Annotated in this window: 12 protein-coding genes; 9 read left to right on the top strand and 3 right to left on the bottom strand. The window is 61.1% G+C overall.

Annotation, left to right across the window (positions count from 1 at the left end; all coding sequences use genetic code 11):
• The first annotated feature begins 144 nt into the window (after nt 1-144).
• From AB5Z20_RS00305 to AB5Z20_RS00275, 7 genes are all read left to right on the top strand, one after another.
• Nucleotides 145-507, top strand: a complete 363-nt coding sequence (locus tag AB5Z20_RS00305) for a desulfoferrodoxin family protein (protein ID WP_117786690.1) — start codon at nt 145-147, stop codon at nt 505-507.
• Nucleotides 508-624: 117 nt separating this feature from the next.
• Nucleotides 625-2,610 (top strand): hypothetical protein, encoded by a 1,986-nt coding sequence (locus AB5Z20_RS00300; protein ID WP_368155777.1) that lies wholly within the window; start codon nt 625-627, stop codon nt 2,608-2,610.
• A gap of 137 nt (nt 2,611-2,747) precedes the next feature.
• Complete coding sequence (gene ruvC, locus AB5Z20_RS00295) at nt 2,748-3,269, top strand: crossover junction endodeoxyribonuclease RuvC (RefSeq protein ID WP_368155776.1); 522 nt, start codon at nt 2,748-2,750, stop codon at nt 3,267-3,269.
• The gene (gene ruvA / locus AB5Z20_RS00290; protein WP_117735947.1) at nt 3,269-3,889 is read left to right on the top strand and encodes a Holliday junction branch migration protein RuvA; all 621 of its coding nucleotides are present in this window, start codon (nt 3,269-3,271) and stop codon (nt 3,887-3,889) included. The genes ruvC and ruvA overlap by 1 nt, the downstream gene beginning before the upstream one ends.
• Nucleotides 3,889-4,956: a Holliday junction branch migration DNA helicase RuvB gene (gene ruvB / locus AB5Z20_RS00285; RefSeq protein WP_368155774.1), complete on the top strand. Its 1,068-nt coding sequence runs from the start codon at nt 3,889-3,891 to the stop codon at nt 4,954-4,956. Before ruvA ends, ruvB begins: the two co-directional genes overlap by 1 nt.
• Nucleotides 4,957-5,102: 146 nt before the next feature.
• Nucleotides 5,103-6,770 carry a formate--tetrahydrofolate ligase gene (locus AB5Z20_RS00280; RefSeq protein ID WP_368155772.1) on the top strand — a complete coding sequence of 556 codons (1,668 nt, stop codon included), beginning with the start codon at nt 5,103-5,105 and terminating at the stop codon, nt 6,768-6,770.
• A 191-nt stretch (nt 6,771-6,961) separates the two neighbouring features.
• The gene (locus AB5Z20_RS00275) at nt 6,962-8,998 is read left to right on the top strand and encodes a zinc ribbon domain-containing protein (protein ID WP_368155771.1); all 2,037 of its coding nucleotides are present in this window, start codon (nt 6,962-6,964) and stop codon (nt 8,996-8,998) included.
• Nucleotides 8,999-9,085: 87 nt separating this feature from the next.
• Here AB5Z20_RS00275 and AB5Z20_RS00270 read toward each other — a convergent pair whose 3' ends face one another.
• Nucleotides 9,086-9,322 carry a hypothetical protein gene (locus AB5Z20_RS00270; protein ID WP_035137347.1) on the bottom strand — a complete coding sequence of 79 codons (237 nt, stop codon included), beginning with the start codon at nt 9,320-9,322 and terminating at the stop codon, nt 9,086-9,088.
• Between the two features lie 138 nt (nt 9,323-9,460).
• On the opposite strand from AB5Z20_RS00270, the gene AB5Z20_RS00265 reads away from it, so the two are divergent.
• Nucleotides 9,461-10,450 (top strand): hypothetical protein, encoded by a 990-nt coding sequence (locus AB5Z20_RS00265; RefSeq protein WP_368155770.1) that lies wholly within the window; start codon nt 9,461-9,463, stop codon nt 10,448-10,450.
• A gap of 12 nt (nt 10,451-10,462) precedes the next feature.
• Here AB5Z20_RS00265 and AB5Z20_RS00260 read toward each other — a convergent pair whose 3' ends face one another.
• A complete protein-coding gene (locus AB5Z20_RS00260) occupies nt 10,463-11,644 on the bottom strand; it encodes a cation diffusion facilitator family transporter (protein WP_368155768.1) in 1,182 nt (393 codons plus the stop codon).
• A 260-nt stretch (nt 11,645-11,904) separates the two neighbouring features.
• Between AB5Z20_RS00260 and AB5Z20_RS00255 the strand changes: the two genes are divergently transcribed.
• Nucleotides 11,905-13,242: a hypothetical protein gene (locus AB5Z20_RS00255; protein WP_368155766.1), complete on the top strand. Its 1,338-nt coding sequence runs from the start codon at nt 11,905-11,907 to the stop codon at nt 13,240-13,242.
• Nucleotides 13,243-13,262: 20 nt separating this feature from the next.
• Here the strand turns inward: AB5Z20_RS00255 and AB5Z20_RS00250 are convergent, their stop codons facing one another.
• Complete coding sequence (locus tag AB5Z20_RS00250; protein ID WP_368155765.1) at nt 13,263-13,895, bottom strand: restriction endonuclease subunit S; 633 nt, start codon at nt 13,893-13,895, stop codon at nt 13,263-13,265.
• Between the last annotated feature and the right edge of the window lie 134 nt (nt 13,896-14,029).

The following is a 14,029-nucleotide window of genomic DNA, read 5'->3' as shown; positions in this document are numbered from 1 at the left end:
CGGGTGGGGCCGCCAGGGCGGATAGCGCACGTTGCCCCATCGTCCCCGCTCGTTATGTGTTCATTTGCGATGCCGTGGATGGTTCGCTTGCCTTTGGGCATAAGAAGCATCGAGAACATCGGCACATCAGCAAAGGAGAACATTATGGCGAAATTCTTTAAGGACCCCGACGGCAAGCTCATTGCCGCCCTTGGCAACGACGTTGCAACCCCCGCCGGCTGCACAGAGCTGACCGCGAACACCGAGGACGCGGCGCACGAGAAGCACGTGCCGGTCGTCGAGAGCGAGCGCGACGGTCACGTGATCCGTGCGCGCGTGGGCTCGGTCGAGCACCCTATGGTGCCCGAGCACTACATCGAGTGGATCGCCCTTGAGGCCGAGGGCCGTCTGGAGGTCCATTACCTTGAGCCCGGCATGAAGCCCGCAACGTTTTTTGCCGGCGGCTCCAAGACCGGTACCGTCTATGCCTATTGCAACCTGCACGGGCTGTGGTCCGCGACGTTCTAGGAGCGCGCCCCCGCTCGGGGTATCATAGCTAGCATATGCACATGCGAGCGCCGACTGCATCATGCGGCCGGCGCTTTTACTACGACAACGATGGTTTACGACGGAAAGGGCTGAGCCATGAAGCTCGCACTTGCACAGATCGATATGCGCCTGGGTGATATTGAGGGTATCTGCGGTCGCATCGAGGACCAGGCGCGCCTAGCCCACGAGCGCGGTGCGCGCGTGCTGTGCGTGCCGGCTCCGCTCTTTATGGGAACCCTGCCCGGCGGCCTGGTGGGCGCTGCCGACTTTGAGCACGACATGCTTGCCGGCTTGACCGGCGTCGCCGAGCGTATCCAGGAGCTCGACATGATCTGCATCGTGCCCGCGGCGGTTTCGTTTGAGGGCCAGCCCCTGCTCGACTACATGATGCTCAAGGACGGTCATGTGGTGCCGGCCCGTTCGAGCATTGCCCTGCAGCGCGGTGGGAACGGCGATGCCCGTTGGGCACCGCCGGTGTTTGACGTGGACGGCGTGCGCATCGCGGTGATCTTCGACTTGGACCGCGAGCTCGAGATGCTGCCGACCGGCGTCGACCTCATTGTCTATTTCCAGTTCAACGCGTTTGATATGACCGACCGCGAGACCGCCGCGATCGCCGCCGTGCGCAGCGGAGCCTATCGCAAGATCGCATCTAAGCGCAGCGTGTGGTTTGCCTGCATGGCGCCGGTCGGTGCGTACGACGAGTCGGTGTATACCGGCGGGTCGTTTGTACTCGACGACTGCGGCCGCGCGGTGGCCCAAGCGCCGTGTTTTGAGGAGAGCCTGCTGGTTCAGGAGATCCAGCGCGGTGTGATGCTCGATGCCTTGGAGGACCACGAGCTGCCCGAGTTTCGCTCCGAGGAATGGCTGTGGCAGGCGCTGGTGCTCGCCGTTCGCGATAACGCCCGCGCCCGCGGTACGTCGCGCGCCGTGGTGGCGCTCGAGGGCGACCTGCCGTCGTCCCTGCTGGCGGCGCTTGCCGTCGACGCCCTAGGTCCGCGCAATGTGGTCGGCCTGGTGTTGGGACGCAACCGCATCTTTACGCCGGCGCAGGAGGAGGCCGAGGCTGCTCGCTGTGCCGCCGTTCGCGCCATTGCCGAGCGCCTGCATATTCGCACGGTTGAGCGCGATGCGCCGGATGCCGCGCGTGTGCTCGACCGCGATGTGTCGGCGGGCGACGCCGAGCGCCTGCGCTCTCGCACGCTGGGCCTCATGCTGGAGGATACGGCGCTCGAGCTGGGTGCGATGGCGCTGAGTCCGCTGTCCAAAACTGAGTACGCGCTGGCGGCGCCCGCGCTTTGCGGCGGCTACCAGGGCGATTATGCGCCCTTTGGTGACGTATACCTGTCGACGCTCGAGTTTGTGGCGCGCGTGCGCAACCGCACGTCCGCCGTGGTGCCGCAGGAGCTCGTGACGCTCAACGCGGTGGAGGATTGCATGGAGCGCGTGCTGGCGCGGGCGCTCTCGACGCTCGACGGCCCGGTCGACATGCTCGATCGTGCGGCGCAGCTGCTCGGCGGACTTGAGCCGGGCGAGGTCGATGGCACGCTCGAGTCGCACGTCGACCGCAACCGTCCCTTCGACGACATTCCGATGGCTGCCGGCAAGCCCGAGGCCTGCTCACTGCTGCTGATGCTCGTGCGCCAGGGAGAGGCGGCTCGCCGCCAGCTGCCGACGGCGCCGATCGTCTCGGCCCGGTCGTTTGCCGAGCGTGCCTGGCCGTATATGCTCGCGTGGTCCGACCTGGGGCTCGACGGCAAGGAACGTATGACGGTCGATGCGCTGGCGCGCGCCGAGGTGAACCGCTTTGCTGACGAGGATACAAGCGAGCGCATGCGTGGTGAGATGATGGGCATACTGGGTGACCTGCTGGGTATTTCGCCCGAGCAGATGGAGGAGCTGCGCTCCGAGGACGGCCAGCGCCGCCTGCACGAGGGCATGAAAAAGTTTGAGGGCGAGGTCCAGGACGCCATCGATAAGATGATGGGCGGCCAGGGCGGACCGCAGGGTGGGCCCCAGGGCACGCCGATGCCGCAACCGCCGGTTGATCCCCGACAGTTCCCATTCTTCAGCCAAAACTAACTATGGGATGGGATTCGCTCCCAACCCCGATACTTCAACTAAGCATCTTGGCCCCGTTGTGTTATTCTAGAACAGACGTTCGTGAATGATGCGTGGGGCCTTGCCTTGCGCCGTGCTTGTGGCGAGGGGAGGTTGGCTTGGTCATTTTGGGTATCGACCCCGGTTTGGCCCATACGGGTTGGGGGATTATCGAGGAGCGGCGCGGCGAGGTTCGCTGCCGTGCCTACGGTTGTATTGAGACCAGTGCCGGAAGCCCGCTCGCGGTGCGCCTGTCTCATATCGCCCGCGACCTCAAAGGCGCCGTGGAGCGTTATCGACCCGATACCGCTGCTATCGAGAGCATTTACTTTGGCGCCAACGTTCGCTCGGCCATCCCTACTGCGCATGCCCGCGGTGCTGCACTCGTGGCGCTTTCGGAATGCGCGCTCGAGATCGGCGAGTACACGCCTATGCAAATCAAGCAGGCTGTGGTGGGCACCGGTGCCGCAGATAAGCGGCAGGTCGCCTACATGGTGCGCACGCTCACGCAGCTCGACCATGACCCGCATCCCGACCATGCCGCCGATGCCCTGGCTTGCGCCATCTGCCACGTAAACCTCAGCCGCACCCGGGCGCTCACCGGTGGCGAGTTCTATCAACAGAGAGGAACCGGATACTGATGATTTCCCAGCTCCATGGAACGCTTGTCGAGGCCACGATGAGCTCGGCCGTCGTCGATGTGTCGGGCGTGGGCTTTGAGCTCGGCATCTCGGGCAGCACTGCCGCCACGCTGCCGACGCCCGGCGGCGAGGTTCGCCTGTATACCCGTATGCAGGTGCGTGAGGACGCCATGACGCTCTTCGGTTTTGCCTCCAAGGACGAGCGCACGATGTTCGATCGGCTCGTGTCCGTCTCGGGCGTCGGTCCGCGCCTGGCGCTTGCCGTGCTCTCTACCTATACCGTGGGACAGCTGTATTCCCTGGTAATGGCCGAGGACGACAAGGGCATGGCCAAGGTGCCCGGTGTGGGCAAAAAGACCGCGCAGCGCCTCATCTTGGAACTCAAGAGCACCTTTGCCAAGGACAAGGGCTTTGTGCCGGTCGACGTGATTCCCGGCCAGGTTGCGATGCCGGTCCCCGCCGCCGCTCCCTCGGCGATCGATGACGCCCGTGCGGCGCTCCTTTCCATGGGCTTTAGCCCGCAGGAGACCGATGTTGCCCTGAGCGGGTATGATGGGCAGAATATGCGTGTCGAGGATCTGCTCGGCGCGGCGCTTAAGCGACTCGGAATGGATGCGTGATGTGGGAAGCCGATGACTCTCAGGACCTGTGGGCGACGCCCGGCACCTCGCCGGCGGCATCCATGGCGCACGGTGAGCGCATGGTGGGCTCGGAGCTGACGCCCGAGGACCTCGATGTCGACCGCACCTTGCGCCCCCAGCGCCTGGATGACTACTGCGGTCAGGAGCATATCAAGCAGAGCCTTCGCGTGCTCATCGAGGCGGCGCAGAGCCGCGGCGAGACACTCGACCACGTGATTTTCTCGGGCCCTCCGGGTCTGGGCAAGACCACGCTGGCCACGGTTATCGCCAACGAGCTGGGCGCTCAGATCAAGACGACGAGCGGTCCGGCCATCGCGCGCACCGGCGACCTGGCTGCAATCCTTACCAACCTGCAACCGGGCGACGTGCTGTTTATCGACGAGATCCACCGCCTCAACCGTTCGGTCGAGGAGGTCCTGTACCCTGCGATGGAGGACTTTGCCCTCGATATCGTGATCGGCAAGGGTCCGGCGGCGCGCTCGATTCGCCTGGATATTCCCAAGTTTACGCTGGTGGCGGCCACGACCCGTTCGGGCATGTTGACCGGCCCGCTACGTGACCGCTTTGGCATCTCGTATCGCTTGGATTACTACACCGTCGAGGAGCTCGCCCAGATTGTGACACGCTCGGCGACCATTCTGGGTGTGACGATCGACCATCCCAGCGCGCTCGAGATCGGCTCGCGCTCGCGCGGTACGCCGCGTCTTGCCAACCGTCTGCTCAAACGCGTGCGCGACTATGCGCAGGTGCGCGGCAACGGTCCTATTGAGCTCGATATTTGCCGGCAGGCGCTCGAGTTCTTCGAGATCGACGAGCTCGGCCTGGACTGGATGGATATTCGCATCTTGGAGACACTCGCCAAGACGTTCTCCGGCCGTGCCGTGGGCCTGACGACGCTTGCCAGCGCGGTGGGCGAGGACCCGGGTACGCTCGAGGATGTCTATGAGCCCTATCTGCTGCAGTGTGGCTTGATGATTCGTACACCGCAGGGTCGCCAGGCAACCCTTCGCACATTCGAGCATTTGGGTATTGAACCGACCCTGTAGGAATGGGCTTGTTTTAGCGCATCTGTAGGCTATCGCTGGGCATCGGGTAAACATATCGCCGTTCGTCGGTTACGGGCGTTTTACTATTGCGCGCGCGTGCTATGCTGGATTGGTCTTTTTCTCATCCGGTAACGAAAGGACCGCCCATGCCTACTGACATCGAAATCGCACGTTCTGTTACGCCGCTGCCTATTACCGAGGTGGCCAAGAACGCCGGCGTCGACGTTAAGCATCTGATTCCGTATGGCTTCGACAAGGCAAAGGTCGACTATTCTCTGCTCAACGAGCCGACCGACCACCAGGCCAAGCTTGTCCTCGTGACCGCTATCAATCCCACGCCCGCAGGCGAGGGAAAGACCACCACGACCATCGGCCTGGCCGACGGTCTGCGTCGTCGCGGCGTCAAGAGCGCCGTGGCCCTGCGCGAGCCTTCGCTCGGCCCCGTGTTTGGCGTGAAGGGCGGTGCCGCCGGTGGCGGTTGGGCCCAGGTCATCCCCATGGAGGACATCAACCTGCACTTTACCGGCGACTTCCATGCCATCGGTGCCGCCAACAACCTGCTGGCAGCCATGCTCGACAACCATATTCAGCAGGGCAACCAGCTCGGCATCGACGTTAAGCGCATCACCTGGAAGCGCGTTGTCGACATGAACGACCGTCAGCTGCGTCATGTCATCGACGGCATTGGCGGCAAGGCCCAGGGAGTGCCGCGCGAGGACGGCTTCGACATCACTGTTGCCTCCGAGGTCATGGCAATCCTGTGCCTGTCCACGAGCATCAATGACCTCAAGGAGCGCCTGGGCGAGATTGTTGTCGGCTACAGCTATGCCGGCGAGCCCGTCCGCGCCCGTGACCTTAAGGCTCAGGGTGCCATGGCGGCCCTGCTCAAGGACGCGCTCAAACCCAACCTGGTTCAGACACTCGAGGGCACGCCTGCGTTTGTCCACGGCGGTCCCTTCGCCAATATTGCCCACGGCTGTAACTCCATCATGGCCACGCGTATGGCCATGCGTTTTGGCGATGTCGCCATTACCGAGGCCGGCTTTGGTGCCGACCTGGGTGCCGAGAAATTCCTGGATATCAAGTGCCGCATGACGGGCGTTCGTCCCAGCGCTGTTGTGGTCGTCGCCACTGCCCGCGCGCTTAAGTACAACGGCGGTGTTGCCAAGGCCGACCTCAACGAGGAGAACCTCGAGGCCCTCAAGGCCGGTATGCCCAACCTACTGCGTCACGTCGACAACATTCAGAATGTCTACGGTCTGCCCTGCGTAGTTGCCATCAACCGCTTCCCGACGGACACTGAGGCCGAACTCGAGCTCATCGAGTCCGAGTGCCAGAAGCTCGGTGTCAACGTTAAGCTGTCCGAGGTTTGGGCCAAGGGCGGCGAGGGCGCGCTCGACCTGGCCGATGAGGTCATGCGCCTGATCGAGCAGCCGAGCGAGCTCAAGTTTGCCTACGAGGACGGTGCCGATGTGGCCGACGCCCTGGAGGCCGTTGCCACCAAGGTCTACCGCGCCGATGGCGTTGACTTTACGCCGGCTGCCAAGCGCCAGCTCGCCGAGCTGCGCGAGAACGGCTTTGGCAACCTGCCGGTGTGCGTGGCCAAGACGCAGTACAGCTTTAGCGACAACGCCAAGGCGCTGGGCGCTCCCGAGGGCTTCCGCATCACCGTGCGCGAGCTCAAGGTTTCCGCCGGTGCCCACTTTGTGGTCGCGCTGACCGGCAGCGTTCTGACCATGCCCGGCCTGCCCAAGGTTCCCGCGGCCGAGAACATCGACCTCGACAACGACGGCAACATCACCGGTTTGTTCTAATCCTGCTGCTCATAGCCGCTTGCCCGCCCCGCCGCGCCTACCAAGGCCCGGCGGGGCTTTTTCCTCCGTCCCCAAGGGATCATTTTTTGCGGCGGTAATGTTGCGCAACAAGAATCACGATTTCTCCCGTACGGTGTAGTTGGAAGAACTGCGCGGGCGCATTGCGGCTGCGGCGAGAGACGGGAGATGCGATGTATTGCACCAAGTGTGGAGCTCAGATACCCGATGGCTCCGCGTTTTGCACGAGCTGCGGCGCTCGCATGGGCGGCGCCGAGGACCAGGCGGAGCCTGTGGCGTTTCCGGTGGAGGACGCGCCGGCGTCCGCCCCTGCGGGACAGCAAGCTCCTCAGGGTGCCTCGGCTCATATGGCGGCGCAGCCTCGTTATGAGGAGCCTATGACCGAGCCTGCCGAGGCCTCGCAGCCGTTTGTTCCGACGCCGCAGCCCAAGAAACCCAAGCACAGGGGTCGCATCGTCGCGGCCGTTATCGGCGGCGTGGCCGTTGTCGCCATTGTCGCCGCTATCGTGATCGTGCCGCGTATTGGCGCGTCTTCCGAGGTAACCTCGGGTGGCAAGGGCTACGTTGTCTGCGCGTGCGAGACTAAAGTGCTGCCCAAGAACAGCAAAGGAAAAAAGCTCAAGAGCTATACCGTCGAGCTGGCGCCGGTGTCCGGCAAGGGCAAGAGCTACACCATCAAGGTCGATGGCGAGGACGGCTTTGCCATGGAGGACTTTGGCGAGCTGCCCGATCAGAAGTACCAGATGACCATTACCTCGGGCAAGGGCAAAAAGAAGAGCACGACCACCATGAAGGTGGACTATGCCAAGGAAGGCTCGGACGCCCCTAAGAACGTTGAGCTCACGCAGTCCAAGAAGGAGGCCAAGGCTTCTGCCAAGGCAGCGGTCAAGACGGCAGATGAGCTGTTCACCGACAAGATCCTCGAGTATCAGAAAAAGTACGGCGAGGGTGAGGCTGTCGAGATTGATGATTCTTCGATGTTTGGAACACAGGGTGTTGCCTACGCTAAACTTATCGATTTTGACGGCGATGGCCAGGACGAACTGCTGATTGAGTACTCTGACGAGCCGATTGAAAACGACAATGGCGCCACTGCTGCCAAGGTAGAGGTCTGGGCTTATCGCGATGGTGGGATCGAGGAGGTATACGAGCCCGATACTCTGGTCTACACCATGTGTGCCGGCGTCTCGCTTCGCGTGTGCGAATATGATGGCACCTATGGATTCAAACGGTATCTGCATGATGGGGAGACAATTAATTTCAAAGAAGTCCCTGATGGCTTTAACCAATCCCATGATGGCTACGAGTGCGAATTCAACGCCTATGACGGCAAGTCATTTAGCGCCATTGTTGGCCCTGCGTCGATTGACGATTCGAAGGTGAAAGATATCAATGAAGTGCGTGAGTTTGACGCTGAGTTGTTCAGCAGCGAGGAAGTTGTAGCAAAAAGCATCGCAACGGTGGCCACGACGCTGGAGCAGCTGAAGTCGAAGGACGCTGGCGATGATGCGCAGGCGAGCTACGAGGCCGTCTCCGCCACGCAGGATGTCAACTTTACGGCTGCGGTTGGCGAAGGCCCGCTGAATCCGTCCCCCGATGATACGTGCCAGATTTCGGCTACGTGGACCTATCCTCAGGTGAAGGGCCAGGGCGTGGGTGTCGCCAAGTTTAACAAAGATATGGTTCAGCTGGTCGCGGATACGCTCGAAGCGAGCAAGCAGGCCTCGATGGATGACGAGGACAGCCGCGTGACCATGATGTACACTGCCGAGATCGTCTCGATTGACGGCGATATCGCTTGCGTGCGTACGTTCACCAGCAGTTATCAGCCTCCGTATCGATCGGTGCAGAAAACGAGGTCGGCGTACTACAACCTCAAGACGGGTGAGCAGGTTTCGCTCGAGGACTCGCTTGCGCAGCATGGGCTCTCGTTCGATACCCTCAAGAGTGAGGCCAAGCAGGCAATTAAGACGGCAAAGCCGGATATGGACTCTGTGTCCGAAGACAACATCGACGATGACGATAACTACACCGAGGACCATTTCTACTACGACGGCAAGGGCTATATCGTTGTCCTCGATACTGGCGAGTTTGACTGCATGGCATGGGATACGCACGACTTGGTTGCGCACGCATTCGACTCGAGCTATTCCAGTGGTCAGGACGTGACGCCCGAGCGAGCCAGGGCTACGTACGTACCCAATGAGTAAGGTGGACCGCGAGGGATAAATTGAACTGTCCCCGGTGGCGCAAAACGCAGAGCCACCGGGGACTTTTCCTCCGTCCCCAAGGGATCGTTAGCCGCGCTGGAGGCCGAAGAGTTTGGCGTTGCGCTCGGCGACCATCATGTTGATATCGGCGATTTCCATCTCGCCGTCAATGTAGGGCTGGTAGGTGCCGTACGGGTCGCCGGCTCCCAAGCTGCAGCTGCCGCAGTTGTCGCAACTGCCGTTGCCGCAGCCAGCGAGCGCTAGCTTGATGATTTCCTCACGTTCGGCACGCGTCGTGTCCTTGATGAGCTTGCTTTTTGCCATGACGTATCCTCGATTCGCTTGTAACCGTCAGCCGCGCATGTCTTGTAGATACCGACGGACTCTGCCCATCATAGGCTTTTGCGCTGGTAGAATGCATGGATAACTTGATGCTTACAGGCGACGGAAAGGAATCGTTGCATGGATCAGGACAAGACAACCGTGATGGGCGGCTACGGTTCCGCGCAGGCTGGCGATAGCGCCGATGCGCCCCGCGTTGTTCCCAACCTCGGTTATGTCGACCCCGCCGCGACGCAGCCTTCTGCCGAGCCCACACGAGTTATGGGCTATGGCGACGCGGCGCAGGACCCTTACGCTGCATCTCTGCAAAGCCCCTATGGCAACGCGGCGGCAGACCCGTTTGATTACGCGCCGCAGGATTCTTATGCCGCCTCGACGCCGAATCCCTATGATGACCTGCCGCAGAATCCCATTCCGCAGCCTCAGCAGACGACGTATATGCCTCGCACGGCGCAGCCTCGCTACGAGTCGCGCGAGCCGTATCGCGAGTACCCCAAGTCGATTCCGCAATATGGCGAGGACGAGGAAGAGGCGCCGTCGCGTTCGTCGAGCGTGATTAAGAAGATCCTCATCGTGCTGGCGATCTTCTTTGCGCTGTCGGTTGTGTTTGCCATCGTGTCGGGCATGCTCAACAAGCGAGGGAGTTCAACGGCCGATACCACTGCCGAGCAAACCGAGTCCGCCTCGTCTAGCACCGTCGATCTGAGTGATATCCCGGGGCAGTACTGGTCCAACGCCAAGAAGATCCTCAAGTCGCGCGGCGCCGATCTTTCGAATGCCGTGGTCCTGACTGATGATGGCTCAACGCCCGTCGTCGATGCCAACTGGGTCGTTACTTCTGCCTACTATAACGACAACGGCAACCTCGAAATTCAACTCACGCACAAGAACAGTTCGGGCAACTCGTCCGACGGCCAAAGCGGTACCGACAGCTCGAGCTCCAATACGCTGGAGGACTTGAGCAACAAGGCGCAGGAGTTGGGAGACAAGGCGCAAGAGCTGGGCGATACGGCACAAAATCTGGGCGATACCGCGCAGAACTTGGGCGACATGGCGACGGATGCCTGGAACGCCCTACAAAACGGCATCTCGGGCGCGCAGGGAAACTAGCTGTTAAGTGGGCTACAGCTGCTCGGCCGGACGGTCGGGCGAGCTAAAGCCCGAGTCAAACGTAACGACGCATGAGGCATCGGGTCGGCGCTCGTGCACGATGCGCGTGACGAGCTCCAGCAGCTCCTCGTCGGATATGTCAAAGCCGTCGGGACGCACCAGGTCAAACGAAACGAACCCGTCGTGCTCGTGCAGATCGTGGATGGAGAGCGCGGGATTGATCTGCATGACGCCGCGCTTGACCCAGCCGCGCAAGTCATCGCCGGTTGTCGCGATGGGGTCGCAGTGCAGCGTGATACCAATGCCCATCTGATGCTTGATGTCGTGTTCGATGGTGTCCAGGATCTCGTGATGTTCAAACGCATCGCCCTCGCCGGGCATTTCCACGTGCGCACTGGCAAATTGCCGACCGGGGCCGTAGTCGTGCACCATCAGGTCGTGCGTGCCTAGGACCTGGGGGTACGACATGATCTTGTCGCGGATTGCCTGGACGAGCTTGGGGTCGGGCGCTTGCCCCAACAGCGGGCTGATGGCGTCGCGCACCAGGCCCATGCCGCTGATGCAGATGAAGATGCCCACGCCCAGGCCCGCCCAGCCATCGAGGTCAAAGCCGGTCGTCTGCGAAATAAGCGCTGCGGCCAGGACCGAGGCCGAGGCAATGACGTCGTTTTTGGAATCCTGCGCCGTGGCGATGAGCGTCTCGGAATCGATGCGGTTGCCCAGCGTGCGGTTGAACGCCGCCATCCAGAACTTGACGAGCATGGACAGGACAAGGGCTGCCATGGAGAGCGCCGAATACGCGGTGGGGGAGGGCTTGATGATCTTGGTAATGGACTCGAGCGCCAGGTTGATGCCGACGGCGCAAACGAGAACGGCGACAAACAAGCCGGCAAGGTACTCGTAGCGGCCGTGGCCATAGGGGTGCCCCTCGTCGGCCGGGCGGCTGGCAAGGCGAAATCCGAGCAGGCTCACGATGTTGCTCGAGGCGTCCGAAAGGTTGTTGAAGGCATCGGCGATAAGCGAGACGGAGCCCGCGAGCAGACCAGCTATGCCCTTGGCCAGGCACAGCGTGATGTTGAGGCCGATGCAGATGAGGCTTGCGGCAAAACCCGCGTTGGTGCGGCAGGAGGTATCGACCGGCTCGCTTTCGCTGCCGGGAACAAGCGTATGTACCAGCCGATTTACAAATAGCATGGCGTATCTCCTCGCATTCTTATTAAAGGGATAGTGTAGCTCGCACAGACGCAACGTGTGCCGATGCTCAGAAAATGCAGCAATGGTCTGCCGGCGCTAACGGGCGCGAGGCGGAGGGGGCGACTATCCGCGCGCCTCCGAGTTCACTGCGCCTTCCCGTCCGACCGAGTGCTCCATTTTGGGCCACATGGGTATGGGCATGTGCCTGCCTGCCCGACATACTTAATGTCGACAGCCCCTGCGCAAAGGAGGACGTTTCCATGGACGAGATGTTTGCCATTAAATGCCAAAACTGCGGCGGCCCCATGTATTCGCACCAGGCAAAGCGCAGCTTTGAGTGCGCCTATTGCGAAACGGTTATTCCGTGGCAAGCGGACGCCGGGGAGCCCAAGAGCGCCCTGGGTATCCGTCATACGCCGCTGACGGTGGTTGACGGGCTGCTCAAGCTCACACATGTGTCGCAACTCGAGCGCCCAGAGGACCCGGACTGGTATTTCTTCAATGCGCACTGGCGCAACCAGTCGGTTCTGGAGCATCTGCTGTGGGAGGACCGCGGCACGGCGCAGGAGTTCCAAGAGGCGACGCGCGTGAGCATTCCCTGCCCCTTCTGCGGCGCGTCCTTTGAGGGGTCATCGACCCAGCGCGTGTTTGAGTGCCCGTCGTGCGGCAACAAGATTGGCGTGGCCGACCTGCTCAAGCCCGGTACGTTTAGTAAGCGCCTGACCATGGGCGTGGGTGCCGAATACGTTCCCGAACAGGGCGTCCCCTGTGAGATATCGCCGCAGCAGGCACGTGCCAACGCGCTGCAGCTGGTGCGTCAGTATCCCGATGCCTTTGCCGGGCACGATGTAGAAGACGCAATCCAAAACGACATGATGCTCTTCTATTTCCCCATGGCGTTGGCGGATTTGCGCATGATGGCGTCCTTCCCGGGCAAGGGCCTGAGCAAGGAGACCCTGGTGTACTACGAGGTGCTCGACTGGGCGTATCCGCGGGCAAACTACCTGGACGTTCGCCTTGTGGGCATTTTGGAGCCGTGGGATTTTGGCAAGGTGGGGCCGTTCGATCCTGCCATGCAGGAAGGTGACTTCCGCGTCGTTTCCGTCGATGCGTCTACCAAGGACCAGGTGGTCATTGATAAGCTGGCGCTCGATATTGCCGGCAACGATGCCGAGGCGGTGCTGGGGCTCAATAAAAAGAGCATCCGCGCCTGGGCGCGCAAGGCCCGCAAACATAAGGACGGCCTGGTGATGGTACCGGTCTACTTTGTCGATCGCCCGGCGTCGGATAGCCGCGACGGCGAGCAGGTGCGCATCGCCGTGAACGGCCAGACGGGTCGCGCGGCCGCGGTGGTGTTTAGCGACAAGCGCGAGACGCATGTGGTGGCACCGCTCAATCCCAACGTGTTGCTGTCGAGTGAAAGCACCGTGCACGCCACGCCCATCGAGGTCAAATACGTTAAATCGCCCTTCCTATACCAGATTGTACGCCGTGGAGGCGGCGAGCCACCGCGCCAAGTGGCAGCAACTGCCGAGGGCTCTTACCGAGAGGAAAAGCCCAAACGCCGCGGCCTGCTGGGTGCGCTATTTGGGAAGTAGGGGAGTGGTGCTGGTTAGTCTTATGACGCGATAGCTAGGGGTGCGGGGCAGTTTGCAGAAGCGCGAGCTGCCCCGTTTTTGTGCGGCGAGACATGGCGTCCGAGCTGCCGTAGAGACTTAGCTAAATGGCTATTTAGCTGCTTGAGATCGACCTTTGAGACGTCGATTTCTCCTGACATGAGTTTAGGGAGAAGGGCGTCGCGGAGTGCGGCAAGCAGTTCATTTTCAATTGCATTGGCGCAAATCGCTGAATAGTATGGCTGAAGCTGGTCGTCAAAAGCGTGCAGGCTTTCTTTTGGAGGAATCGGAACCGGAAGGGCATTAAGAATCTTTGTGGTCATACTAGGAACGGCTGAACCAGAATTCATGGATGCCAAATCGAGTCGCTTGATGAACTGATATGCGTACTTTGCAACGTTGGGGCTTTTAGGCACTGCATAGAACATCGTGTCTACCGTCCAAAACTTTTTACTAACATACATGACATTATTCAACGAACCCTTTCTTGGAATCAGGACAGATTCGCCACTATAGAGGAAGCGATCGACGGAACGCATATAGCCACCGGAGCCATAAACGGGGATATTTCCATCATTAAGTTTTTTGTGATCCTTGCCATACCTGATCTCAAGTAGATCTTCCAGCGTGCCCATTGGCCACCCTGCAGCTTGTTCGCCAGCCGTATAGTTCGAATACAGAACGTCGCACGCCTTTACTAAATAGCCATTTACTTCACTATGTACAACGCGCCGTCCACACTGTGGCTATCGTACTCGACGAAAGGAGC

The organism is Collinsella aerofaciens (assembly GCF_040910245.1).
In the GTDB taxonomy this organism is placed as follows: Bacteria; Actinomycetota; Coriobacteriia; order Coriobacteriales; family Coriobacteriaceae; genus Collinsella.
This window is presented reverse-complemented; position numbering and strand designations above follow the sequence as displayed.

Excerpts from the sequence above, each read along its gene's own strand:
- ruvA (WP_117735947.1), top strand. The coding sequence starts at position 3,269 with ATGATTTCCCAGCTCCATGGAACGCTTGTCGAGGCCACGATGAGCTCG.
- AB5Z20_RS00260 (WP_368155768.1), bottom strand. The coding sequence starts at position 11,644 with ATGCTATTTGTAAATCGGCTGGTACATACGCTTGTTCCCGGCAGCGAA.
- AB5Z20_RS00275 (WP_368155771.1), top strand. The coding sequence starts at position 6,962 with ATGTATTGCACCAAGTGTGGAGCTCAGATACCCGATGGCTCCGCGTTT.
- AB5Z20_RS00255 (WP_368155766.1), top strand. The coding sequence starts at position 11,905 with ATGGACGAGATGTTTGCCATTAAATGCCAAAACTGCGGCGGCCCCATG.
- AB5Z20_RS00280 (WP_368155772.1), top strand. The coding sequence starts at position 5,103 with ATGCCTACTGACATCGAAATCGCACGTTCTGTTACGCCGCTGCCTATT.
- AB5Z20_RS00305 (WP_117786690.1), top strand. The coding sequence starts at position 145 with ATGGCGAAATTCTTTAAGGACCCCGACGGCAAGCTCATTGCCGCCCTT.
- AB5Z20_RS00270 (WP_035137347.1), bottom strand. The coding sequence starts at position 9,322 with ATGGCAAAAAGCAAGCTCATCAAGGACACGACGCGTGCCGAACGTGAG.
- AB5Z20_RS00265 (WP_368155770.1), top strand. The coding sequence starts at position 9,461 with ATGGATCAGGACAAGACAACCGTGATGGGCGGCTACGGTTCCGCGCAG.
- ruvB (WP_368155774.1), top strand. The coding sequence starts at position 3,889 with ATGTGGGAAGCCGATGACTCTCAGGACCTGTGGGCGACGCCCGGCACC.
- AB5Z20_RS00250 (WP_368155765.1), bottom strand. The coding sequence starts at position 13,895 with ATGGGCACGCTGGAAGATCTACTTGAGATCAGGTATGGCAAGGATCAC.
- AB5Z20_RS00300 (WP_368155777.1), top strand. The coding sequence starts at position 625 with ATGAAGCTCGCACTTGCACAGATCGATATGCGCCTGGGTGATATTGAG.